The organism is Lacinutrix neustonica, from assembly GCF_026625145.1.
In the GTDB taxonomy this organism is placed as follows: Bacteria; Bacteroidota; Bacteroidia; order Flavobacteriales; family Flavobacteriaceae; genus Lacinutrix; species Lacinutrix neustonica.
Map to the genome: position 1 here is coordinate 1,989,379 of NZ_CP113088.1, position 25,627 is coordinate 2,015,005.

Sequence of the window (25,627 nt, forward strand, 5' to 3'; positions counted from 1 at the left end):
CTACAAATATACGTCGAAAACTTTCAAAAATTAAAACTCGAATTAACGCAGTAAATAAATTTGTAAATCACTTATTTAGAAGTACTTTTGCCGAAAATTTAAAACCTTGCGGTTATGACCTTCAATTTTAAAGAAATTGTCACAGTATTTATGGTACTGTTTGCTGTGATTGACATTATTGGAAATGTTCCTATAATTATTGACCTACGCAAAAAAGCTGGGCACATACAAAGTGAAAAAGCCTCTATTATTGCTGGTGTAATTTTAATCGCTTTTTTGTTTTTAGGTAAAAGTATTTTAAATCTCATTGGTATTGATGTTAGCTCATTTGCTGTTGCAGGCTCTCTGATACTCTTTTTTATTGCTTTAGAAATGATTTTAGGCATTACCTTATACAAGGACGAAGCGACAAACCCGATGACGGCTTCTGTATTTCCTTTGGCGTTTCCTTTAATTGCTGGTCCCGGAAGTTTAACCACATTACTGTCACTGAGAGCAGAGTATTCTACCGAAAATATTATCGCCGCAGTATTACTAAACGTCATCGTTATCTATATCGTTCTAAAAACCTCTAGTAGGATTGAAAAATTAATTGGGCAAAATGGTATTAATATTATTAGAAAAGTATTTGGTGTGATTTTACTCGCTATTTCTGTAAAATTATTTGCGCACAACATTAAAATTCTTTTTGCTTAACTTTGTAACTATGAAACTATTTACAATCATATTAAGTGCTATTGCCATGGGATTAATTATATATAATGCCACCAAAATAAATTTTGACGCGTTTTTTCAAGGCGAGAGCGTTGTTGCTCTAATTACCATTTTCGCATCCCTTTGCGCTATTTTATTACTTCAAATTTTACGGATTTCGAAAAAAATTGAAAAGAAAAGCAAACACTAAACGATGCTAGACACGCTAATTATAGGAGGTGGCGCCGCTGGATTGTCCTGTGCTTTAGTTTTAGGCTCTGCCCTAGAAAAACCATTTGCCGAAGGTAAGACCGTAGCGATTCTTACGCATCAAAAAACCTCCCACTTACAGAACGCCTTGTTTAACAATGTTTTAGGCTTGACTCCAGGTACCTTAGGTAAAGATTTACTAAAAAGTGGTAAAGAACAATTGGCCGAATTATATCCCGAAGTGATTCAAATTGAAAAAGAAAAAGCTACTACCATTGTAGAAACTAAAGATGGATTTATAGTAATCACAAACAAGAAGGAATACCTTTCAAAGCGCGTGGTTATTGCTGTAGGGTATACGAATTTACTAACGATTAAGGGCTTAGAAAATTATATCAAACCACATCCAAAAGCTGCTATCGAAAAAAACCGTATTTGGCTCAAAAACACAAACCATCTCATTAAAGAAAATCTTTTTGTTGCAGGCACTTTAGCTGGTTGGCGTAGCCAATTTGCGATAGCTTCGGGTAGTGGTGCACATGTAGCCACAGATATTTTAACGCTTTGGAATAATGGGAAGCAGACTAAAGTGCACGACAAGACGACATCACTATAAGCCCCAAGCAGATTAAATAATTTTAAAAAAAACGCTATTGCGGTATTTTTTATTCAACAGCCAAATAAGAAACGTTATTTTATATCTTTTGAAATTTAATCGAATTCCAAATCTTTGGCCTTTAGATTCTACTCCTATGAACAAAAAGCAGTAGTCCTTGTAAAATCACAGTATATTAGTCTTGAAAACTGCCCTTACTTAAATTAATAACCTCATTCACCATCATATCTTTTTGGTTTAAAACTTCTTCGTAAGCTCCAAAACCATAAAGTTGCTCTGCTAGAGCCGCCTTGAGGTATTGTTTGATTTCTTCTTTATAGGTAACAAAAACCACCGTCGTTTTTCGCTTTATATTTAAATAATCCTGAAACTCTTCAACGGCGTCATCACTTACTTGATAATTTAATATAAACGCCTCCCGTGACAAATCATTAAATCCGGAACGGTCATTTTCTAACATCTCAAAAGCAAAATTACTAATGTATCCGCGACGTCTTAAAAAAGCAACGGTTTCATTTTGCATCCGTTCATCTAAGGGGACAAAAACATCCGGAATGATACCACCACCCCCATACACTATTTTTCCATTAGGTGTCGTAAACTTTAGAGAATCTGCAACTTCAATTTTTTCAGGATCTAGTAATTCTCCACTATCTAAACGGGCATAATAATCATCAAAATAATCACTATTTCCTTTTTCATAAGCACGCTGAATGGAGCGTCCCGTTGGTGTATAATATCTAGACACGGTTAACCTCACAGCACTCCCATCTCCCAATTGCATTTCGCGTTGCACCAAACCTTTGCCATAAGAACGCCTACCCACAATAGTACCCTTGTCATTATCTTGTAATGCTCCCGCTACAATCTCGCTGGCCGATGCCGAATTCTCATCGATTAAAACATACACATGCCCGTTTTCAAAAGAACCTCGTTTTGTAGCGAAGCTTTTTTCTATATCCCCGCGCTTATTTTTTGTAAATAAAATAAGTTTATCATCTTCTAAAAATTCGTCTGCTATTTGTTCTGCAATACCTAAAAATCCGCCTGGATTCTCTCGCAAATCTAAAGCTAATGCACGGGCTCCTTTCTTTTCTAATTTTGTTAATTCGCGCTTAAATTCCTTGTATGTTGATTCGGCAAAACGATTAATTTTTATATATCCTAAAGTTTCCGTTAACATATATCCCGCATCTACACTTCTAATAGGAATATCCTCTCGTTTTACTTCAAATGTTAACGCTTGTTCCTCACCCCTTCTTATGACCTCTAGCACAACCTTGCTATCTCTAGGTCCTTTCAGCCTTTTAATCAAATCGCCATCCGTTAAATCGCGACCAAAAAGCGAATCGCCATTGGCAGTAATAATACGATCACCTCCTTTTAAACCGGCACGCTCACTAGGCCCCTTTTCAATGGTTCTTATTACGGTTATCGTATCTTTATAGGTATAAAAGCTTATGCCAATCCCTACAAAATCGCCTTTCATATTTTCGGTTACACGCTGTAATTCATCTTTAGGAATATAAACCGAGTGCGGATCTAAATTATGCAGAATACCGTTAACCGTGACATCTACTATACTATCGGTATTGACGTCTTCAACGTATTCATGATCGATGTAGTCAATAAGACGGTTCAATTTGTCTTTTTTACTATTTGAAGTAAACAAACGATCTGAAGAATCATTAAAATCGAGATTTCCCCCAATAAAAATACCACCTGCAATCGCAGCTCCTATAATTAAAGGCCAGTACTTTTTATTCATTTTTTTAAGCGTTTAAATCCTCAATTTGTTGCAATTCTATCCCTGCCTTTTCTAAGAAGCGCAAACCAGAATCGTCCTTATATCCATCTTTATATACCACACGAATTATGCCAGCTTGATGAATTAACTTACTACATTCTTTACATGGTGAAAGCGTAATGTATAATGTCGCGCCTTTACAAGACTGTGTTGATGATGCTACTTTAGAGATCGCGTTAGCTTCGGCATGGAGCACGTACCATTTGGTATCCCCCTTTTCATCTTCACAAGGATTTTCAAAACCCGTTGGTGTTCCGTTAAAACCATCAGAAATAATCATCCGCCCTTTAACAATAAGTGCTCCGACTTGTTTTCTATGACAATGTGATAATTTCCCCCATTCTTTGGCAATTCGCAAGTAGGCTTTATCGTATTTAAGTTGTTTTATTTTTGGCATGTTTATAGCATCTATTAGGCGTGCTTTTCTGTGTTAAATCAAGACTACTGTCTGATACTCTATTTTTTGAAAAACAAAAAAGAACCTCAACAAAAGACATAATCCGTAGTGCAACCTCTAATGATAACGAAGATAAGTTGTTAGTATTTTAATTACAATGAAATAAAGAAGATTTGTGAAAAGTTTAAGTAAACCCCTTAAAAAATATTATTTCGTATTAACATAGGTATGACTAAACCAATAACCACAGCAGATATGACCATTACCCAGTCTCGTTTAGAGAATCTAAAAATGGTTTGCATTAAATACCCCAAAAACAACACAATAAAGACAATAATGATTTGAGCAATTTCAATCCCTAAAGCGAATTTTAAAAGTAACCATAATTTATTTTCCCCAGCCGTTAGATGCATTTTAAGTTCTCTTGCAAAACCCAAGCCGTGAATAAGACCGAAAAACAAAGTAGAAATAAACAAAACACCCACTTTTTCTTTTTGGGCCCCTTTACCGGAGGTGAAAACATTAAAAACAGCCACGATTAATATGGTCACGGGTATTAAAAATTCGACAATACTCGCTTTAATACTTACAGCACCATAAGTTGCCAATAATAACGACAGCGTATGCCCAACCGTGAACATGGTAACTAATAAAAACACCCGTTTCCAATCTTTAAATAAATAAGGGACGGTTAAAACAATTAAAAATAAAATGTGATCGTAAGCATTGATATCTAAAACATGATCGATACCATATTTTACATCAAACCGAAATTCTTGGAGCATAAGTAATCATTTTTAGGGACTCGGTAAATATATAAAAAAAGAGAAAAGCTCCAATATAAATTGAAGCTTTTTGTACTCAAGGCGGGAATCGAACCCGCACTCCGAAGAATCGGATTTTGAATCCGACGTGTCTACCAATTCCACCACTTGAGCAATTGTGAGCACAAAAATATATCTTTTTTCTGTAAATGCCTTAAAAATAGTAGGGATTATGCTTAATAGATGAAAAAAAATTCTAAATTTGCACCTCATTAAAAATCAGGCGGTGTTAAACGCTGCTAAACAACATTTTAACGATGCCAAATACTAAGCCGAGACGCTAAAATTTTTTCCATTACACAAAGTAAAGCTTTAGCTGAAAAAATTGCAGCAGCCTATGGTGCCAGTTTGGGTAACGTGATCACCTCGACGTATAGCGATGGAGAGTTTCAACCCTCTTACGAAGAGTCTATACGAGGGACACGAATTTTCATTATTGGATCTACCAATCCAAGTTCAGAAAATTTAATGGAAATGTTATTAATGATAGATGCTGCAAAACGTGCCTCTGCGAGACATATTACTGCAGTATTGCCTTACTTTGGTTGGGCGAGACAAGACCGAAAAGACAAACCTAGAGTACCAATAGCTGCGAAATTAGTAGCAAAAATGCTGGAAGCAGCTGGCGCCACTAGAATTATCACCATGGACTTGCACGCAGACCAAATTCAAGGCTTTTTTGAAAAACCAGTAGATCATTTATTTGCATCAACTGTGTTTTTACCGTATTTGAAAGCATTAAATCTCGATAATTTAACAATCGCTTCCCGAGATATGGGAGGTAGTAAAAGAGCCTATGCTTATTCTAAAGCACTAGAAAGCGATGTTGTTATTTGTTATAAGCAACGCGCCAAAGCGAATGTGATTTCTCACATGGAACTTATTGGTGACGTTACTGGTAAAAATGTGGTATTAGTAGACGATATGGTAGATACTGCCGGCACACTAACAAAAGCTGCTGATTTAATGATGGAGCGTGGTGCATTAAGTGTAAGAGCCATATGTACACATCCTATTTTATCGGGCGATGCTTATGAAAAATTAGAAAATTCAAAATTAGAAGAATTAATTGTTACCGACTCGATACCGCTAAAGCAAGAGAGTAAAAAAATTAGAGTGATTAGCTGTGCCGATTTATTTGCTGAAGTCATGCATAATGTGCATTACAACAAGTCGATTAGCTCTAAATTTTTAATGTAGTTAACTACATTCTAAACAAAGTATATAAATAAATTAAATATAAATAAAAACAATGAAATCAATTACAATCAACGGATCTCAAAGAGAAAGCGTAGGCAGCAAAGCAACAAAAGCCTTACGTAATGCTGGTCAGGTTCCTTGCGTATTATACGGAGGAGACAAAGCAGTGCATTTCTCGGCAGCTGAATTAGCATTCTCTAAATTGGTGTACACACCTAATGCGCATACAGTTGTAATCGAATTAGAAGGTGGCGAAACATTCAATGCTATTTTGCAAGACATTCAATTTCACCCGGTAACAGACCGCATCTTACATGTAGATTTCTATCAAACATTTGAAGATAAAGCGGTAACTATGGATATTCCTGTAAACTTTATTGGAAATCCACGTGGTGTTAGAAACGGTGGTGTTTTACGTAAAAACAAACGTAGTTTAAGAGTAAAAGCCTTACCAGGAAATTTACCTGACTATATTGATGCTGAAATTTCTGAGCTTAAAATTGGAAACAAATTATACATCACAAAATTAGCTAGTGAAGACTACACATTCATGCACCCGGACAACACGGTAGTATGTTTAGTGAGACGTTCTAGAGCAGCAATCACTGAGGATGATGAAGATGATACTGAAGAAGAAGATGAAGCAGGAGATGTTCCAGCAACTGAAACTGATGATGTAGCAGCAGTAAAAGAATAAATTCAACATTTTTAAATACTATAAAGCATCCTGTTTATTCAGGATGCTTTTTTTATTTTTACTGAAAATCATTCGGCTTATGTTTAACTGTGTGACCAAACTTTTTAAAATAAATAAACCCAAACCCTCAATAGAAGAACAAGATCCTATGAAAAAATTTCTTATTATCGGCTTAGGAAACATTGGCGAAGAGTACAAAAACACGCGCCATAACATCGGTTTTAAAATTTTAGATTATTTTGCCAAAAAAGAAGCCTTAACCTTCGAAACAAAAAAGCTTGGAGAGGTAGCCACCTATAAATTTAAAGGAAGAACCTTTATCCTACTCAAACCAAATACCTATATGAATTTGAGTGGAAAAGCCATAGTATATTGGATGACTAAGGAGAAAATTCCAATAGACAACCTGCTGGTAATCACAGACGATTTAAACTTGCCCTTTGGCAGCATTCGTGTAAAGTTAAAAGGTAGTGCTGGGGGACATAACGGACTAAAAGATACTCAAGACAAATTAAACACCTCGAATTACAACCGCTTTAGATTTGGAATTAGCGATGCTTTTTCTCAAGGCAGACAAGTGGATTATGTCTTAGGTGAATGGACCCCTGAGGAAGATGAAAAACTAGAGGAAAGACTAGAGAAGTCTATTGCAGTTATAAAATCCTTTGGCTTGGCCGGAATAAATACGACCATGAATCTCTTTAATGGGAAATAAAAAAGGAAGCGCCAAGCGCTTCCTTTTTTATTTATAAATAGTTTTTATAGTAATTAATTAACTACAATCTTTTTGGTTTGAGTATTTACACCATCTGAAACCTGTAAAATATACAGTCCTGATTGAGCGGATTCTAAAGTAATAGTCTCGTTAAAATTAGGCGTATTTGGGTAACGCTTATTATAAACACTGCGACCTCTAATATCGAAAACCGAAACTTCAATACCATTAGTAGAAGTGTTTGCTAATTGTATATTAAACGACCCGTTATTAGGGTTAGGGTAGAGTATGAAGTTAGATATCGTAGTCTCAAATTTATCAACCGACAACGTACCTTGAACACATAATTCTAAATCAAAACTATTTAAAGTTCCTCCATCTTGATTAGCATCATCAACAACAGTTAAAATCCAAGTTCCAGCTGACATTTCTCCGTATAAAGTCGATAAATCTCCTTCGGCACAAAACTCCCTGTAAAAGGAGCAACACCACCAGTAATAGGTCCTCCGGTTGATTCCTGATCAAAAATAGTTGCGGTATAATTATCACCACTTCCACCATTATCAGAAGTCAACTCAACAATAGTACCATTAGGACTTGTTAAAGTAATGTCTAAATCGGCATCCCAACTATGCGTAATATCAATAATCACATTAACATCTGTAATTGGAAGATCACTGGTCACATTGACGTAGGCATTATAAGTATTTCCTGCACCACTTTCAGAAATGGTTAAAGGAAGCCCTCCTGCTGAAAATGTGCCACAGGTTAAGTTTGCCGTTGTAAAACTAAAGGTACTTGATGGACTTGCTGTTGCACAAGCATTTGAAGCTGTAACTCTCCAGTAATATTGAGTATTAGCATTAAGTGCTGTCGTAGTATACGATGTCGCTTGAACCGTAGCCGATTCAACAATAGCGGTAAAGCCAGCATCACTAGCTACCTCAACAAAATAATCCTCAGCATTAACGTCACTATTCCATACTAAATCACCATCGGCAGAAATATCAATCGCACCATCAGAAGGTGATACTAAAGTTACTGCACTAATAGCACTACTAAAAACATTAAGAGTAAGATCTGCAGATTTTGTTATAGCTCCTGAGTCGCCTTGTATTGTAAAATTGTAAGACCCTAAAGCCAAACTTCCCGTTCCGGATACGGTCACTGTTCCTGTGGTTCCATCTGCCGAAGCTGATGTTGGATTAATTACCGCAGATGCTCCAACTGGTAAACCAACCACAGAAAAGTTTGTAGTATCAGTAAAACCTAAATACGTATTATAAGTAAAATTATAAATAGCATCTGCTGGTTCACACACATCAATTACAGGGTTAGAAACCGTAATAACAAACTCAGATTCTTGAATAGAGAAATTTGAAGCATTTACAGAATAAAAAATATTATTATTACCTTCAACGATCACTCTTGCCAAAGAGGTATCACCTCCTGTAAGAGGCACGGTGACATCATGAGTCCCATCATTAGGAACAGCTGAAGCCATCGTGTAAGGAAAGGTTAGGCCGCCATCGATAGACAATAATATATTAACAGTTGGCGTATTCACCAAACCTGCATCTGTTCCGGCCACATCCCATGTCACTGTTTGAGTAGAACCCGCATCCCAAAGAACGTTAGTCGTTTGAGAGGTCACTGTGAATGGCCCTGAAGCACCATCCACTGTTACTAACATTTCATCAAAGTCAGATTGTGGAGTTTGTCCCACACCTCCTGCTTCAGAACGGTCTCTAACAGTTAATGCGAAGTTTAAATCTCTTCCCACAGTTGAAACAGTCTCCCACGATGAATTGTCCACTGTTTCCACAGGTGTAATTTCTGTTAATTGCCCATTTAATACCCTTTCTAATATAGGCATGTATCTGTTTGGTGATGTACTTGGTGGTCTTGAACGCCATAATGCTCCCGTACCTTTGGTTGGTCCGAAGTTACTATTGGTTGTAACGCCATCATCTATTTGTTCCCAACAGTAGGTTAATACATCTGTTACGTCAGCATCCGATGCTGATGCCTTTAAAATAAAAGCTGTACCATAGGGAATTGTGTAATCAGAACCGGCATCTGCTACTGGTGGATTGTTCGTAATGCTTGTAGTAACGGCACAATTATTTGGCGCAGTAGCCACATTATCTAAAATTTGATCAATACTGTGATAATGGAAATAAGCATCACTATGGTCTTGAACATCATTGCCTCCTGTTATACCAGCGTAACCCATAATGGTTGTTCCACTACCTGGTTCTGCATTTACACCTGTCCCTTCAGAATTAAAAGAGAATGTATGGTTGGCTCCCATTTGGTGGCCAACTTCATGAGGCACATAGTCAATGTCAAAAAAATCAGACATATATGGCCCTCCGTTGTTATCAGTAAATTCGTGAGCTGAGAACCCACTTCCTTTGCCACTTGAACATACACAACCTATACAACCAGCATTACCATTATTAGAGGCAAAAGCAAATAAGTGTCCTATGTCATAATCTGCTTCTCCAACAGTAGCTGTAAGATTTGCTTGTAAATCACCATTTAAATCGGTTCCATAAGGATCAGGCACGGATGGAGAATAAATTAAATCTATCGCAGGATCATCAGCCGTATCTACCAATACGAAAGTAATGGCCATATCGACTTCAAACACTTCATTCATTCTATTTAAAGTGGACACGACTTGAGCCAATGCATCTGCTCTATCGTCTCCATTTCCTGCAATACCATCATCCCAAAAGCCAGTATATTCTTGAGTAACAGAGATCGCTATTCTAAAAGTTCTTAATAACTGATCATTTGCATCTCTTGAAGTTGCAACACTTCCTTTTCTTTTCGAGATATCAATATCGTCTGTTAGACACTCAAAAGTATTCGATGCATTTAACTGTGCTGTTCTATTATAAATTAAATACTGGTTATTTGACACCTTAGTTATGGGTTGAATAAACACCGTTTCTTTGCCTGGCTCAGAAATCATTGCTTTTAATCCTAGTGGAGTAACACTAAATCTAACGCGAGTTCCTGAATCATCAGTTCTAGAACCTAAATACGTTTTAATCTCTGAATGCTCATTGTCATTGGTTGAAAATATTGACGTTTCAACAATTCTGAATGATTCAAATTTTCCATCTACATTTGGAAAATTAACAATAGTATTTGATTTTCCTTGAGAATTTGAACGTAATGGCGCCCCCTCTAGTTGTTGTTTAAAGCTTTCAATATTCAATTTAAGAATTTCTGAATTATCTGCGTCCAAATTTTTTAGATAGACACCGTCTTTCCCTTCAACAAAAGAAGTATTACTCCACAAGCCCTCTTGACTGTATGCGTTAATAGAAAAAACAAAAATACTTAAGAATAAGTAATGTAATTTTAGTTTCATATTAGTTAATAATTGATTAATTAAATTCAAAATAACCAATATTTTTCATAAAAACATAGAAATAAATCAAATATTAGTGCTTTTTATAATCCCACATACACCGCTGGAAAAAACGTGATCCAATACACTCCTAAGAAAGGTTTTTAATCGATAAAACATGCGTTTCAGCTCATTTATTTGGATAATACAAAAATAATAAAATGTATTTTTTTAAAAAAAACCTATTCACTAATACGTTTCTCTTTAAATTCTGCTGTGTTGAAAAAAGTGACAGTAATTAGAGGTCTATTCTTCAATAATAATCCAGTTGTGATCAGCACAAAGCGTTAACATATAGAAAAGCGACAGGAAACTCTTTTTAGAAATGGAAGTGTTTAAACAACTTTACAGAATCCAAGCAAATAATACCGCAAAGATTATAAAAGAATAAAACTTAAAATTATATTCGAGTTATTTCAGTTGTCTTTTTTTATTTTTGTATCTAAACTATTCATATTTGGAATCACCAGCGGTTAAAAAAAAACACACAGTGGTCACTATTGGCACTTTTGACGGTGTGCATATTGGACATCAAAAAATAATAGAACGCCTCATTCAAGTTGGTAAAGGCAAAGATCTAGAGCCTACTATTCTTACTTTCTTTCCTCACCCAAGAATGGTATTACAAAAAGACGCCAATATTAAACTCATTAATACGATTACCGAAAAAGAAACCATCCTCAAGCATTTTGGATTAGAAAACTTGGTGGTTAAAAAATTCACACAAGAATTTTCGCGATTAACCGCTGAGGAATTTGTTGATTCCATTTTAGTAAATCAACTCCAAGCAAAACATATAATTATCGGTTACGATCATCATTTTGGCCGAAACCGCTCTGCGAATATTGATGATTTAATCGCTTTTGGAAAACACTACGGTTTTGAAGTTGAAGCAATAAGTGCACAAGACATAAATGAAGTTGCCGTTAGCTCTACAAAGATAAGAACAGCATTAACAAATGGTGATATTGCCACAGCAAACAGCTTTTTAGGGTATGCTTTTTTTCTCACAGGAATAGTTGTAAAAGGTAAAGGCTTAGGGCGTACCTTAACTTTTCCCACAGCGAATTTACATATTGAAGAAACCTATAAACTCATCCCAAAAAAAGGGGTTTACATTGTGAAATCTACGATTAACAATCGTCTTGTTTTTGGAATGATGAATATTGGAATTAATCCCACTGTGAACGGAATTAAAGAGACTGTAGAAGTTCATTTTTTTAATTTTAACGCCTCTCTATATGACAAGCCTTTAAAGGTTGAATTACTCCATAGATTAAGAGACGAACATAAATTTCAATCTGTTGAAGCTTTAAAACAACAACTACAACAAGACCAATTAACCGCTTTAAAATTTATAAAAAACAATGCTCAATAAGTTTCTATTTAAACCTATAGATAATAGTGGGTTAATTGTCTTCCGCATGGTGTTTGGTTTGCTCTGTTTTTTAGAATCTGTTGGCGCTATTTTCACAGGTTGGGTTGCAAGGACTTTAGTAGAGCCTAAATTTACTTTTTCGTTTATTGGTTTTGAGTTTTTACAACCCTTACCAGGACAATGGATGTATGCTTATTATGTAATCATGGGACTGTTTGGCCTTTTAATTATGGTGGGTTATAAATATAGGCTTAGTATCGTCTCATTTGGTATTATGTGGACAGCTGTGTATTTAATGCAAAAAGCATCTTACAATAACCACTATTATTTTTTAATGTTACTATGCCTAATTATGGCTTTTCTACCTGCCCATAAGTATGCTTCTATAGATGTTAAATTAAGACCAAGTATTAAGCGTATTTCTATGCCAAATTGGTGTAAGTGGGTTTTTGTGCTACAGCTGCTCATCCTTTATACGTATGCGTCTATTGCTAAAATATATCCCGATTGGATAGACTTAACAGTTCCAAAATTATTAATGAAAAGTAAAGCGAGTGTGCCTATCATTGGCCCTTATTTGCAGTTTGATTTTATGCCATACTTGGTCGCTTATGGCGGCATTTTATTTGATGGCCTCATCATACCTTTGCTTTTGTTTAAACGTACCGGAAAATATGCGTTTGTTGTTTCTATTTTCTTTCATATGTTTAATTCTATTGTATTTCAGGTTGGCGTTTTTCCTTATTTATCATTGGCTTTTTCACTGTTCTTTTTTGAACCTAAAACCATTAAAAACCTTTTTTTAAAACATAAATCGTTATACACAGAGTCAAAAACAATCATTCCTCCCTATAAATTTCCTTTATTGTTTGTTGCCAGCTTATATTTTATTATTCAAGTCATACTACCCTTACGCCATCACTTTATTCAGGATGATGTGCTCCTGGACCGAAGAAGGACACAGGCTCTCTTGGCGTATGATGTTGCGCTCTAAAAGTAGTTATACGAGTTACAACGTTGTAAATAAAACTACAGGCGAAAAAACCCCTATAAACTTAGACTACTATTTAACACGAAAACAAATAAGATTAGCGAGTACAAAGCCCGATGTTATTTGGCAATTTTCTCAGCATTTAAAAAAAGACTATAAAAAGAAAGGGCAGGATATACAGGTTTTTGTAAATGCAAATGTAAGTGTAAATGGCAAACCCTACCAACAGCTTATTGATCCTAAAGTAGATCTGGCCAATACAGAATGGAAAGTATTTAAACACAACGATTGGATACTCCCTTCAAAATAGACTTCATTTTTATTTTAAAGCATACGAAATCTTACTACTTTTACCACTTTAAATCAAAGTTTCAGTTTGCGCTAAGGATCGAAGTCCAAAGTCTAGGCTCAGAATCTACTTAACGTTTTAAGTGTCTACAAAAACACAACGTCTATAGCCTGACCTAACGGTAGCGCCCAAAATAAAATTTATGTTACAGGTACCCTTTATAAGAGAAAACAAAGATGCGGTAATCGCTGGTTTGGCCAAAAGAAATTTTGATGCGACCACTATTGTAAACGAAGTTATAGACATTGACGACAAACGTAGAGCACTGCAAACCGACCTAGACAATACTAAAGCAGAACTAAACACGCTCTCAAAAGAAATTGGGGATTTATATAAATGCGGGAAAGCACAAGAAGCGAATGCTTTAAAAGAAAAAACAACGGCTTTAAAAGACAATGACAAACTATTAAAAGACCAGTTAAATAGCACGGAAGAGGATTTAAAACAGTTATTATATAAATTACCAAATGTCCCACACCCTTCTGTTCCTGCTGGCAAGAGTGAGGCGGACAACGAAGAAATTTTTACCGAAGGTGACATCCCAAAATTATACGCTGGTGCAGAACCACATTGGGACCTAGCAAAAAAATATGATATTATTGATTTTGAATTAGGTAACAAAATTTCCGGCGCTGGTTTTCCTGTTTATAAAGGAAAAGGTGCTCGCCTGCAACGTGCATTAATTGCTTACTTCCTAGATAAAAATACTGCTGCTGGCTATACCGAGTACCAATTGCCGCACTTAGTCAATGAGGCTTCTTGTTATGGTACTGGCCAATTACCGAGATAAAGAAGGACAAATGTATCACGACTCTCGTGATGATTTATATTTAATTCCCACCGCTGAAGTTCCAGGAACTAATGTTTTTAGAGATGTATTACTCGCTGAAAGTGAGCTGCCCATTAGTATTACGGGCTACACGCCATGTTTTAGACGTGAAGCGGGAAGCTATGGCGCACACGTGCGCGGTTTGAACAGACTTCATCAATTTGATAAAGTTGAAATTATTCGCGTGGAGCATCCGAGAACATTCTTATAAAGCATTTGATGGTATGATTGAACACGTAAAAGATATTTTACGGGAATTAAAACTACCTTATCGTATTTTACGCTTATGCGCTGGAGATACGGGCTTTCCTTCTGCTATGACCTATGACTTTGAAGTGTTTTCTACAGCTCAAGATCGTTGGCTAGAAATTTCTAGTGTCTCTAACTTTGAATCTTACCAAGCCAATCGTTTAAGGTTACGCTTTAAAAACAGTGACGGCAAAAATGAACTCGCTCATACTCTAAATGGTAGTTCACTTGCACTACCTCGCGTTCTTGCTGGTATTTTGGAAAATTACCAAACAGAAAAAGGAATTATTATTCCGGAGGTCTTAGTGCCCTACACAGGATTTTCAATTATAGACTAAAGGGAGCATAAACAGGCTTAAATTATTGATTTTCCTCGACTAAGTGTTAAAAAAACACGTTGTTTGACGATTTTCTCGTGTTTCCTTTTGCTGTTTGGTTTTTTCTTCTCACTTTTAAAAGCCCAAGTTAAAAATACAGAACCATGAAAAACATTAAACGCTTATTCCTACTTGCTACCCTTATTATCATTGCAATAGTTGTTTTTGAATCAGACTTCAAAGAATTCAAAGCAGATAATAACACCACATTAGCCGTTAACGAATGATAATACTTCTAATTTAAAAATAAGCCTCAATCAAGTAATTGAATCATTTTAAATATGATGATTAATAGCACATTTATTTAGATTGGCTAATGCCTGAATTTATTTTCAGGCATTTTTTTTATTTTTATTTCAGTGAATAGTCCATACAGCAAGGTTCTATTTTGAAATAACAACGAATAACAGAACATCGACGCTGTTATTGATTTTGTTTTTAACAAATGGTAATTTAAAAGAGCGGTATAATACCCTCTTTTTAATTGTGAAGTGGTATGACATTTGATATATTTACACTATGATGAGAACGTCTTTGTTATTACTCTATTTTCTTCTATTCAGCTTGACAACTTTTGCTCAGGACGAAGATCTTGTCGCAAGAGAATACTTTAAAAAAGGCGAATTTGAAAAAGCGTTAGTCCTCTACACAAAGCTCTATTCCAAAAAGGGTAACAATCGTAATTACCTGTTACAACTCGTTAAAACACATCAGCAATTAGAGCAACACACAGAAGCGCAACAATTATTGGAGGAAGAGTTGTCACGCTATCCTTTTCCGCCATTATATATAGAATTAGGGTATAACTACGCCCTTCAAAATGACAGTGTTTCTGCAAACGCAAACTATAATAAAGCGATTGCTTCTATTGAAGAAAAGCCGAATTTCGCTTATGCCCTTGGCATTGCTTTCGAAAACTTATCATTACTTAATCAAGCGATTACCACTTATGAAAAAGCTATGCTTTTTGACCCTGAGTTAAACTTTAATATGCGGTTAGCACGTATTTATGGTGAAAAAGGAAATATTGAAAAGATGTTTAACAGCTATCCGGAGTTTTCTGAAGACAATGAATCCTATGTAAATACTATAAAACGTGAATTTAGCACCTTTATAAGTGAGAGTGATGAAAATGAAAATAATGTCATTCTAAGAAAAATCTTATTAAAGAAAGTTCAAACAGCTCCTAACATATTATGGAATGAATTACTGAGTTGGCTCTTTATACAGCAAAAAGATTACAAAAAAGCATTTATTCAAGAAAAGGCCATATTTAAAAGGCAGTTAGAAAGTCCGGATCGTATTGAAGAATTAGCAAACATTGCCTACAATCAAAAACAGAATGACATTGCAAAGGCTGTTTTTCAATTTATTATTGACAATTCACAAGATATCGACGATAAAATTCGAGCACAATACCACATAATAAATATTGAGACTAAAGAAGCCACACCTAAAACGTATGAGACGCTTAATGAAAAATATTTAAGTCTTACGGATCATTATGGTAGAAGCAGTCGTACTCTAGAGTTGCAAATTGCTTATGCTCATTTTTTGGCTTTCAACTATCGCAGAACAAAACAAGCTATTGCTTTTTTGAAAGAAAGTTTAAATCTTAATGTTAGTGAATTTCAATTGGCACAATTAAAACTAGAACTTGGAGACATACTGGTATTAGAAGAAAAATTTAATGAAGCCTTAATTTATTATACACAAATTCAACGCAGTTTAAAAAATAGTACCATTTCTCAATTGGCACGATTTAAAGTGGCTAAAACGAGTTATTATAAAGGGGATTTTAAATGGGCAGAATCACAATTAAAAGTATTAAAAAAATCGACATCTCAGCTTACTGCAAATGACGCCTTAGATTTAAAATTACTAATTTCTGATAATAAAGTTGTAGATTCATTGCAAACAGCACTTAAAATTTATGCGAAAGCCGATTTATTAGCCTTTCAAAACAACAAGGAGGAAGCTATTAATCTTCTTTCTACCATATTGAAAGCCTATAAAACCGAAATTATTGTCCCTCGAACCCTCTTAAAACAAGCTCAGTTATTTGAGGAAAAAGAAGCCTATGACAAAGCTAAAGACAACTATATCTTACTCATTCGAGATTTTAAAGAGAGCATTTTAATTGATGATGCCTTATATGCTTTAGCAGAAATTTACGCGAATCATTTAGCGTCTCCTGAAAAAGCAAAACCACTCTATGAAACCCTGCTTTTTGAACACGCAGATAGTATTTATTTCGTAGAAGCTCGAAAAAAATTTAGAGCCTTACGTGGTGATGCCTTGAATTAGTAAACAGTTTCCTTCTTTGGATTACTCACATTCTAAAATCAAAATATTACCTTTGTAGCGTGTTCACCACACATTTTACAACTTGAATTTAATCTTCTATTTTAAATTATGATAATATATAACGTCACCATAAATATAGACGACAGTATTCACGAGGAGTGGCTACAATGGATTAAGGAACACATTCCCCAAGTACTCGCCACAGGCAAGTTTAAAGAAGCAAAACTAACAAAAGTTTTAGTTGATGAAGATTTGGAAGGTCAAACATACTCCATTCAATACAGAGCCCATTCTAGAGAAACTTTAGAGGCTTATTATACAGAAGACGCTGAAAGACTTCGTGGCGACGGACTCAAAAGATTCGCAGATAAAATGCTAGCGTTTAGAACCGAGTTAGAAGTTATTAATGAATATTCTGTAGATTTTAAATAGCTGTAGCTAAGTTTTAAGATTCACACAACCCTTAAAACACGGACGTTTTAACGTTCATGATAATCACATTCAAAATTTCTAAAAAGGGCATACGCTTATGAGCAAATACAACAACAAAATAGAAGTTAAAGCAAAAAAGTTTTTGGGACAGCACTTTTTAGAAGATGAGGCTATTGCAGAGCAAATTGCGGATACTTTAAGCTTAAAAGGTTACGAAAACGTCTTAGAAATAGGCCCAGGAATGGGCGTGCTTACCAAATATTTACTTAAGAAACCCACAACGACTTACGTCATCGAAATCGATACAGATAGTGTTGCTTATCTTAAAAACAATTACTTAAATCTAACGCCAAGAATCATTGAAAAAGACTTTTTAAAATACGATGTTAGTGAAACGTTTAAAGAGGAGCCTTTTGCTATTATTGGTAACTTCCCTTATAATATTTCGACTCAAATTGTGTTTAAAACCTTAGAATTACGCGATCAGATTCCGAATTTTCCGGAATGTTTCAAAAAGAAGTTGCGGCACGTATTTGTTCTAAAGAAGGCAGTAAAGTCTATGGTATTCTTTCGGTCTTAACCCAAGCGTTTTATGAGGCTGAGTATTTGTTTACTGTGCCTCCAACTGTTTTCAACCCACCACCAAAAGTAGATTCCGGCGTATTAAGACTCACACGTAAAGCTGATTACAGTTTGCCATGCGATGAAAAACTTTTTTTAAAGTTGTGAAAACGGCTTTTCAGCAACGCAGAAAAACATTACGCAACAGCTTAAAAACATTTGATTTGAGTGATATTCTAAAAGCAAATGTTATCTTTGACAAACGACCGGAGCAACTAGATGTTCAGGCGTTTATAGAACTTACAACCGCAATAGAAAACGACAGCAAAATTTAGACTTTTAGGTGGAAGAACAGGACGAAAATATCAAATTTACAATAAGCGACGCGCTTATTACTCAAGTAGAAGAATTAGTAGATTCTAGAAATGATAACGCCATTTTAGAATTACTAAATGAATACCATCATGCTGATATTGCCGAAATTCTCGAAGACCTAAATCCCGAACAGTCCACGTATATCATTAAGCTTTTAGATAGCGGAAAAACGTCGGAAATCCTTATGGAAATGGATGAAGACGATCGCGAGAAAATCTTGGCGTTGTTATCCACAAAAGAGATTGCCGAAGAAATTGAAGAGCTCGATACTGATGATGCGGCAGATATGATTGCTGAACTTTCCGAAGAACGGCAAGAAGCGGTTATCGCACAAATTGAAGATCAGGACCACAAGGCAGAAATTCAAGAGTTACTCGCTTACGATGAAGACACTGCCGGCGGATTAATGGCAAAAGAACTCGTAAGAGTCAATGAGAACTGGACGGTAACCGAATGTGTTAAAGAAATGCGCGCGCAAGCTGAAAACGTGACCAGAGTGCATTCCATTTATGTTGTAGATGATACCGAAAAGCTTATTGGACGTCTCTCGTTAAAAGACTTGCTCATGGCCTCACCAAGAGCTCATATTTCTACCGTTTACATACCAAAAGTTGATTACGTCACTGTAGATGAAGGTGTTGAAGACGTCGCTAAAATCATGCAGAAATACGACTTGGAAGCCATACCCGTAGTCGATGAGAATAAAATATTATTAGGACGTATTACCATAGATGATATTGTAGACGTCATAAAAGAAGAAGCAGAAAAGGATTATCAACTGGCTGCAGGTATTACCAAAGATGTCGAGGCCGATGATAGTATCTTGCAATTAACAAGAGCACGTTTACCTTGGCTTTTCTTAGGATTAATTGGAGGCATAGGGGCCTTCTTAATTATGGAAGGGTTTCAGGAAGCCTTTAATTCGTATGCCCTTTTATTCTTTTTTACACCATTAATCGCAGCCATGGCTGGAAACGTGGGGGTACAATCGAGTGCTATTATTGTTCAGGGTTTAGCTAATGACGATGTAAAAGGTAGTATTAATAACCGCTTAATTAAAGAAATGCTTCTAGCAGCCCTCAACGGAACAATTCTAGCCTTATTCCTTTTCGCTTTCGTGTGGATTGTGAAAGGTGAGTTCTTAACGGCACTAGCCATTTCTGTATCTCTCGTTGCTGTCATTATCGTCGCAGGACTCATAGGTACATTTGTACCCCTGTTTTTAGATAAAAAAGGAATAGATCCAGCCATCGCTACCGGACCATTTATTACTACTAGCAACGATATTTTTGGGATTTTAATTTACTACGGATTGCTAAACTTATTATAGGTATCTAAGTTTTTTTTAATAGCCTTTTCGTTTTTGTCAAACCTACAAGCTTTCTAAAATTTTGGAGCATTACAGATCGGCTTCCATTTCTAACACATTTTTTTTGACCTTCTCCTGAAGCAAAAAAAGGATCCCACTTCCATCACTAGCGTAAAACTTCGTAACTTTCAACTTCAGATACATTTATTATGAAAGCGATTAATTTACAAAAAAAACACGCCAGCTTCACAAAACAATGGCACCCCCATCGCATTGCAACGGTAGACACAATGCAAGTGCTTTTAGCAAAGCTAGAAGGCGAATTTGTTTGGCACAGTCATGATGATGAAGATGAACTATTTCAAGTGCTTAAAGGAACTCTTTATATGCGATTTCGAGACAGAACAGAAATTGTAAAAGAAGGTGAAATTATTGTCGTACCCAAAGGTGTAGAGCATAATCCTATGACAAAAAATGACGAAGAAGTGCATGTTTTACTCTTCGAAAAACTGTCAACCGCTCATACAGGAAACATAAAAGACGATAAAACACAAACCAAATATCCGGAAATATAATTTATGAAAATTCTTCATTTAGATACCAATCACCCCTTATTAATAAATAGACTCAAGGATTTAGGATTCGAAAATCATGAGAATTATTCCGATTCCAAAGCAGTCATTCAAAAAAACATTCATGATTTTGATGGTTTAATAATTCGTAGTCGTTTCAATATTGATGCTGAGTTTATAAATGCGGCAAAAAAGCTGAAATTTATTGGGCGTGTTGGCGCTGGACTTGAAAACATAGATAGTGCATTTGCCCAACAAAAAGGCATCACACTAATTGCAGCTCCTGAAGGCAACCGGAATGCTGTTGGCGAACATAGCTTGGCCCTATTGCTATCACTCTTTAATAAATTAAACAAGGCAGACCAAGAAGTGAGACAGGGTAAATGGTTGCGTGAAGACAATCGCGGACAAGAGCTCGACGGAAAAACCGTTGGTCTCATTGGCTATGGAAATATGGGTAAAGCATTCGCGAAAAAGCTAAACGGGTTTGAGGTTCAGGTATTGTGTTATGATATAAAGCCGGATGTAGGTGATGACAATGCCAGGCAGGTGACTTTAGAAGAACTCCAGCAAAAAGCAGACGTCTTAAGTTTACATACACCGAAACGGTAGACACCATTGGCATGGTAAACTCAGCTTTTGTTGATGCCTTTAAAAATCCCTTTTGGCTCATAAATACAGCCCGTGGCAAAAGTGTGGTCACGACAGATTTGGTTGCGGCATTAAAAAGTGGTAAAATTTTAGGTGCAGGACTCGATGTTCTAGAATATGAGAAAACCTCATTTGAAGATTTATTTAGTGACAATAAATTACCTAAAGCGTTTCAATATTTAGTCCACTCAGAAAACGTGCTATTAACGCCCCATGTTGCAGGTTGGACTATAGAGAGTAAAGAAAAATTGGCTCAAACCATAGTCGACAAAATTAAAGCAAAATTTTGTTAGCTTTATACCTACGTAAAAACTACTGTTTATGACATCGAACGCCAAAACTCCGGAAGACTATATCGAGCAGCTACCTGAGGAAAGAAAAGTGGCCGTAACGAAGCTCCATGATCTCATAATAAACCATATGCCAAGAGGTCTAGAAGCTGGAATGGGTTATGGTATGTTAGCGTATTACGTTCCCAAATCTATCTATCCGAGAGGGATACCACTGTAAACCTTTTCCCCCGTTACCATTTATAAACGTGGCCTCTCAAAAAAACTTTATTGCGCTATACCATTCCGGACTGTATGCAAAAAAGGAACTCCACGACTGGTTTGTGGCTGAATACCCAAAGCATTCAAAACACAAACTAGACATGGGCAAAAGCTGTGTACGCTTTAAAAAAATAGATGCCATCCCGTATAATTTAATTGAAGAACTACTTAGTAAAATGAGTGTTGAAGAGTGGGTTGACCTTTATCAGAAAGCGATAAAGAAATAAATATCTTCCAAGCTTTTATTAAGCAAAGGATAACAGTAAAACAACAAATAGATATGAAAAAGCGTGTTACAGGAATTGGGGGTCTTTTTTTTAAAACAAAAGACCCGGAACAAACAAAAAACTGGTATAAAAAACATTTAGGATTTAACACAGACGATTATGGCTGTACCTTTTTGTGGAAAGACAAAGAAGGGAACGAGTGCTCCACCCAATGGTCACCCTTTAAAGAAGACACAGAATATTTTGCGCCTTCTAAAAAAGATTTTATGTTTAATTACCGAGTAGAAAATCTTAAAGAATTATTAGCCACATTGCAGGCGGAAGGGGTAACTGTTGTTGGCCAAATGGAAGAATATGATTATGGAAAATTTGGTTGGATTTTAGACAATGATGGTAACAAAATTGAACTTTGGGAGCCAGTAGACCAAGCCCTTTTGTAAAACGAATCAAATTTTTATTAACTTTAGCTTTCAACCAATAAATTAAAAATCAAAATGTCTGACGAAAAAAACTTAAACGAGAACCTTGACGATATGTTAGGTGACGCTAAAGAAGGTGCAAAAAAAGCTGCAGATAAGGCTGGGGAATTTGCTGAGGAAGCGAAGAAATCGGCTCATGAATTTTCTAACAGTGCTAAAGAAACCTTTGGAAGCTCTGCAGAAAACAAAAAACTATTAGCTGGAATTACGGCAATATTATTGGGCTGGCTTGGTGTTCATAAATTTATTTTAGGCTATCAAAAGGAAGGCATAATAATGGCAGCAGTTGGTGTTCGGTTGGTTCTTGTGTGGTATTCCTACAGCTTTAGTTTCTGTAATCGGACTTGTTGAAGGTATTATGTATCTAACAAAAACGGACGCAGAATTTTACAACACTTATCAAGTTGGCCGCAAGCCTTGGTTCTAAAAGGGCTTAACAAGTCCAGGTGAACCTTCATCCGGACTTCTTTTATTAATATAAATAAGCGACTCCGGTAAAAGCCGCCTGATGGGTTATTGTGCTAACCCATAATCTAATGGTAGCGCATCACCTATACGCTGATGTCCCATAAAGCCACCAAACAACACTTTATCAACAGGTGCATGATTACCAAAGGCATCAATTTGAAAACGCTTGACCTCGCTTTGTATTGCAGATTGTTTGCCTTTACAAAGGATATTTAACTTTAATGGAATTTCAACTTCTACGATTTTTGTACTATCATTTTTGAACGTGGTAATTTGCGTTTCGGGTTTTATTTGATAAGCGCCCTTGAAAATCTTAAATTTTTCTTCCTTCAACCTATTATTAGCAACTGCTCGCATGAAGTGCAGCGTAGAGCCTATATAAGCCTCTTTTCTATTTCTCAAAGCTTTTCTGTGATTGTTAGAAGATATGTTTTCGAAAAAGGTAGTACCGTAATAGCCAACCGAATGAACTGTTTTAAAGGCGTTTTCTAAATCTAAAGTAGAATCTGTATCTATATTATAGGTAATACTAAAATGATTTAAATCGTACCTCACAAGATATTCTAAAGCTATATTTTTTATCACTAACGGAGCTTTTGATGAGGCTACCAGTTGTTTCGTCTTCCTATCAAAATTGAGTACAATGGCGTCTTCATTTAAAATAGCACAGCCCATTCCGAATTTTGAATGCCCTAAAAACTCTCGCCTAAATTGTTGTAATTTAAATGGCCGTGACCACTCGTCTTTGCTGTCTAACACAACCTCTTCTAATGCGTTAACGTCTTGTTTTAGTGACAAATGGTAAACTTTATCGAAGTCTATCGCATATAGTATAATACTTTCATAACCGACAAAAGAAATCACTAGTGGCGCACTTATATGTTTTTTTAATTCAAAATAAAACTCTCCGTCAAAATTAGTGGTTGTTCCATAAGATGTATTATCAAAATATACCGAAGCCCCTACAATGGGTGCATTTGTATTACGGTCTTTTAATGTCCCACTCAATGTTTGAGACCAGGCTAGATTTACGCCCACAAATAAGATAAAATAAAACACACTAGATTTATATGGCATAGCATTCAAGGGCTTTATTTAAAAAATCAATCTTCAATGACCCCATTACCATTGGGAAACTTTCTTTCCAACTCGGCTTGAAATTCTTCCATAACGGGCCTTACCGTACTTTCAGGTAAATCTTCAATTTTTATATACATTAAGCCATCTACCGCGTTATTAAATAGTGGGTCCACATTAAATGCCACTAGTCGCGCATTCTGTTTGATGTATTTTTTCAATAATACCGGTAACCTTAATGCACCTGGCTCTATTTCATCGATAATCTTATCAAACTTATTCAAATCGGCTTCCGTAGCATCAAAAACAAAGTCTTTATCAGCATCTTTAAGTTTTACCTTAAACTCCTTTTTAGGTCTTACATATTGGGCAACGTAAGGATCGTAATAATGAGATTTCATAAATTCAATCATTAAAGATTTTGAGAAATTTGAAAACTGATTACTAATACTCACACCACCAATTAAAAATTTATGCTCTGGATGACGTAGGGTCGTATGTACAATTCCTTTCCGGAGTAAAAATAAGGGCATGGGCTTTTGCTGGTATTCTTTAATTATAAAAGCACGACCAAGCTCAATAGACTCACTCATCATTTTATGTAACTCGGGTTCAAAACGAAATAAATCTTGAAGATAAAATCCATCGATACCAAAAGATTCAAAAATCTTGGACCCCAACCCCATTCTATACGCTCCCGCAATCACTTTAGTTTCATTATCCCACAAAAACATATGGTAGTAATACGTATCAAAAGTATCTAAATCTATGGCTTCGTTGGTGCCTTCACCAACTTCTCTAAACGTAATTTCGCGCAGCCGTCCTATTTCGCGCAGTATATTAGGAATTTCGTTTGCTGGTGCTAAATAGACTTCGTAATTTTTGCTAATTAATAAACGCCGGTCACTTTTTAGTAGCGCCTTTACTTCATTAATCATGATTTTAGAATCTACAGGCGTCACAATTTTCTTTGGAATCTTCTGCGCTTTCAAACTGGAAGAAATACTGCTTATAATTTTCTCTTTGGGTTCAAAGGCATTAGACAACATATACGTTTTCTTTCTAACAAACTCTGAAAACTCTTCTAAAGTCTCATGCTCGTCTTGGTCTTTTACAGAAATGGCTTTTCCTATTCTCACTTTAATGGTTCTGCGCTTTTGTGTTAGCAACTCTGAAGGTAATTTTGCCGTTCTAAACGTATCGTTAATTTTTGAAAGCTTGTAAAACAATTTACTGTTTTTGGCATGAAAATAAATAGGAACAATAGGTACGTTTGCTTTTTGAGCCAATTTCATCGCTGCTTCTTCCCAAGGTTTGTCAACCATTAATTTACCATCTTTGTAGGTAGACACTTCGCCAGCAGGAAAAATACCTAGAGGATGCCCTTCACGAATATGCAAAATCGCATGTTTAAAACCTGCCATACTGGACTTCGCATCTTTACGATCTTCAAACGGGTTAACTGGCATGATATATGGCTTCATGGGTTCTATGCGGTGCAATAGAAAATTAGCGATGATTTTAAAATCTGAACGCTGCTCGAGCATTAACTTAAGCAATAGAATACCGTCAATACCTCCTAAAGGATGATTAGAAACAGTGATATAAGCCCCTTCTTTTGGCAACCTTTTTAAGTCTTCTTCCGGAATTTCAAACTTAATTTGAAACTCCTCTAAAATAGCATCAAGAAACTCGACTTCACCTAAATGTTTATTGCGATTGTAAATTTCATTAAGTGTTGAAATTTTTAAAACCTTCATCAATAACCAACCAGTAAAAGTTCCAAAAACACCATATTTGTCAAGGTGAATTGCCTTTGAAACCTCTTTTGCCGTTACTAATCCCATAGTTTATTTTTA

21 protein-coding genes, 1 tRNA gene and 5 pseudogenes are annotated in these 25,627 nt (G+C 35.8%); 19 read left to right on the top strand and 8 right to left on the bottom strand.

The genetic code is table 11. The annotated features are described in order from the left end of the window. Window positions 1-114: 114 nt before the first annotated feature. Genes N7U66_RS10895 through N7U66_RS10905 form a run of 3 tightly spaced genes read left to right on the top strand, consistent with a single transcriptional unit; the run spans window position 115 to window position 1,519 of the window. Window positions 115-696: a MarC family protein gene (locus N7U66_RS10895; protein WP_267675348.1), complete on the top strand. Its 582-nt coding sequence runs from the start codon at window positions 115-117 to the stop codon at window positions 694-696. Between the two features lie 10 nt (window positions 697-706). Further along, complete coding sequence (locus tag N7U66_RS10900; protein ID WP_267675349.1) at window positions 707-904, top strand: hypothetical protein; 198 nt, start codon at window positions 707-709, stop codon at window positions 902-904. A gap of 3 nt (window positions 905-907) precedes the next feature. Further along, window positions 908-1,519: an FAD-dependent oxidoreductase gene (locus tag N7U66_RS10905; RefSeq protein ID WP_267675350.1), complete on the top strand. Its 612-nt coding sequence runs from the start codon at window positions 908-910 to the stop codon at window positions 1,517-1,519. 175 nt (window positions 1,520-1,694) lie between these two features. Here N7U66_RS10905 and N7U66_RS10910 read toward each other — a convergent pair whose 3' ends face one another. From N7U66_RS10910 to N7U66_RS10925, 4 genes are all read right to left on the bottom strand, one after another. Further along, window positions 1,695-3,287 (bottom strand): S41 family peptidase, encoded by a 1,593-nt coding sequence (locus N7U66_RS10910; protein ID WP_267675351.1) that lies wholly within the window; start codon window positions 3,285-3,287, stop codon window positions 1,695-1,697. 4 nt (window positions 3,288-3,291) lie between these two features. Continuing rightward, on the bottom strand, window positions 3,292-3,723 hold the full coding sequence (locus tag N7U66_RS10915) for a deoxycytidylate deaminase (protein WP_267675352.1): 432 nt from the start codon (window positions 3,721-3,723) through the stop codon (window positions 3,292-3,294). Between the two features lie 197 nt (window positions 3,724-3,920). After that, the gene (locus tag N7U66_RS10920; protein ID WP_267675353.1) at window positions 3,921-4,508 is read right to left on the bottom strand and encodes a HupE/UreJ family protein; all 588 of its coding nucleotides are present in this window, start codon (window positions 4,506-4,508) and stop codon (window positions 3,921-3,923) included. Window positions 4,509-4,581: 73 nt separating this feature from the next. Then, window positions 4,582-4,661, bottom strand: a tRNA-Leu gene (locus N7U66_RS10925). Window positions 4,662-4,811: 150 nt separating this feature from the next. Between N7U66_RS10925 and N7U66_RS10930 the strand changes: the two genes are divergently transcribed. From N7U66_RS10930 to pth, 3 genes are all read left to right on the top strand, one after another. Continuing rightward, entirely contained in the window at window positions 4,812-5,747 is a 936-nt protein-coding gene (locus tag N7U66_RS10930; protein WP_267678515.1) for a ribose-phosphate pyrophosphokinase, read from the top strand. Window positions 5,748-5,799: 52 nt separating this feature from the next. Then, window positions 5,800-6,444, top strand: a complete 645-nt coding sequence (locus N7U66_RS10935; protein ID WP_267675354.1) for a 50S ribosomal protein L25/general stress protein Ctc — start codon at window positions 5,800-5,802, stop codon at window positions 6,442-6,444. 148 nt (window positions 6,445-6,592) lie between these two features. Next, window positions 6,593-7,159: an aminoacyl-tRNA hydrolase gene (gene pth / locus N7U66_RS10940; protein WP_267675355.1), complete on the top strand. Its 567-nt coding sequence runs from the start codon at window positions 6,593-6,595 to the stop codon at window positions 7,157-7,159. Window positions 7,160-7,212: 53 nt separating this feature from the next. On the opposite strand, the gene N7U66_RS10945 is transcribed toward pth, so the two are convergent. Together N7U66_RS10945 and N7U66_RS10950 are read right to left on the bottom strand one after the other, a co-directional pair. After that, window positions 7,213-7,587: a T9SS type A sorting domain-containing protein gene (locus tag N7U66_RS10945; protein WP_267675356.1), complete on the bottom strand. Its 375-nt coding sequence runs from the start codon at window positions 7,585-7,587 to the stop codon at window positions 7,213-7,215. Continuing rightward, on the bottom strand, window positions 7,563-10,547 hold the full coding sequence (locus N7U66_RS10950; RefSeq protein WP_267675357.1) for a reprolysin-like metallopeptidase: 2,985 nt from the start codon (window positions 10,545-10,547) through the stop codon (window positions 7,563-7,565). The genes N7U66_RS10945 and N7U66_RS10950 overlap by 25 nt, the downstream gene beginning before the upstream one ends. A gap of 496 nt (window positions 10,548-11,043) precedes the next feature. Between N7U66_RS10950 and N7U66_RS10955 the strand changes: the two genes are divergently transcribed. The 13 genes and pseudogenes from N7U66_RS10955 (at window position 11,044) to N7U66_RS11010 (ending at window position 22,574) form a co-directional block, all read left to right on the top strand. Then, window positions 11,044-11,964, top strand: coding sequence for a bifunctional riboflavin kinase/FAD synthetase (locus N7U66_RS10955; protein ID WP_267675358.1), 921 nt, complete (start codon window positions 11,044-11,046; stop codon window positions 11,962-11,964). Next, window positions 11,954-12,958, top strand: a complete 1,005-nt coding sequence (locus N7U66_RS10960) for an HTTM domain-containing protein (RefSeq protein ID WP_390886570.1) — start codon at window positions 11,954-11,956, stop codon at window positions 12,956-12,958. The genes N7U66_RS10955 and N7U66_RS10960 overlap by 11 nt, the downstream gene beginning before the upstream one ends. Further along, on the top strand, window positions 12,882-13,265 hold the full coding sequence (locus tag N7U66_RS22570) for a hypothetical protein (RefSeq protein WP_390886654.1): 384 nt from the start codon (window positions 12,882-12,884) through the stop codon (window positions 13,263-13,265). Before N7U66_RS10960 ends, N7U66_RS22570 begins: the two co-directional genes overlap by 77 nt. A 181-nt stretch (window positions 13,266-13,446) precedes the next feature. Then, window positions 13,447-14,720 (top strand): annotated as a pseudogene (gene serS, locus N7U66_RS10965) (serine--tRNA ligase). Between the two features lie 558 nt (window positions 14,721-15,278). Then, complete coding sequence (locus N7U66_RS10970; protein ID WP_313791173.1) at window positions 15,279-17,066, top strand: tetratricopeptide repeat protein; 1,788 nt, start codon at window positions 15,279-15,281, stop codon at window positions 17,064-17,066. Window positions 17,067-17,174: 108 nt separating this feature from the next. After that, window positions 17,175-17,498 carry a DUF4286 family protein gene (locus tag N7U66_RS10975; RefSeq protein ID WP_267675359.1) on the top strand — a complete coding sequence of 108 codons (324 nt, stop codon included), beginning with the start codon at window positions 17,175-17,177 and terminating at the stop codon, window positions 17,496-17,498. Between the two features lie 97 nt (window positions 17,499-17,595). Next, window positions 17,596-18,394, top strand: a pseudogene (rsmA, locus tag N7U66_RS10980) (16S rRNA (adenine(1518)-N(6)/adenine(1519)-N(6))-dimethyltransferase RsmA). 29 nt (window positions 18,395-18,423) lie between these two features. Beyond that, a pseudogene (gene mgtE / locus N7U66_RS10985) lies at window positions 18,424-19,772 on the top strand (magnesium transporter). Window positions 19,773-19,952: 180 nt separating this feature from the next. Next, window positions 19,953-20,318, top strand: coding sequence for a cupin domain-containing protein (locus N7U66_RS10990; protein WP_267675360.1), 366 nt, complete (start codon window positions 19,953-19,955; stop codon window positions 20,316-20,318). Between the two features lie 3 nt (window positions 20,319-20,321). Then, a pseudogene (locus N7U66_RS10995) lies at window positions 20,322-21,259 on the top strand (2-hydroxyacid dehydrogenase). Window positions 21,260-21,287: 28 nt separating this feature from the next. Further along, a pseudogene (locus N7U66_RS11000) lies at window positions 21,288-21,744 on the top strand (DUF1801 domain-containing protein). Window positions 21,745-21,797: 53 nt separating this feature from the next. Then, the gene (locus N7U66_RS11005; RefSeq protein WP_267675361.1) at window positions 21,798-22,184 is read left to right on the top strand and encodes a VOC family protein; all 387 of its coding nucleotides are present in this window, start codon (window positions 21,798-21,800) and stop codon (window positions 22,182-22,184) included. Window positions 22,185-22,238: 54 nt separating this feature from the next. After that, a complete protein-coding gene (locus tag N7U66_RS11010) occupies window positions 22,239-22,574 on the top strand; it encodes a TM2 domain-containing protein (protein WP_313791174.1) in 336 nt (111 codons plus the stop codon). Window positions 22,575-22,736: 162 nt separating this feature from the next. Here N7U66_RS11010 and N7U66_RS11015 read toward each other — a convergent pair whose 3' ends face one another. Beyond that, a complete protein-coding gene (locus N7U66_RS11015) occupies window positions 22,737-23,768 on the bottom strand; it encodes a carboxypeptidase-like regulatory domain-containing protein (RefSeq protein WP_267675362.1) in 1,032 nt (343 codons plus the stop codon). A gap of 26 nt (window positions 23,769-23,794) precedes the next feature. After that, window positions 23,795-25,615: a lysophospholipid acyltransferase family protein gene (locus N7U66_RS11020; protein WP_267675363.1), complete on the bottom strand. Its 1,821-nt coding sequence runs from the start codon at window positions 25,613-25,615 to the stop codon at window positions 23,795-23,797. Window positions 25,616-25,627 lie beyond the last annotated feature (12 nt).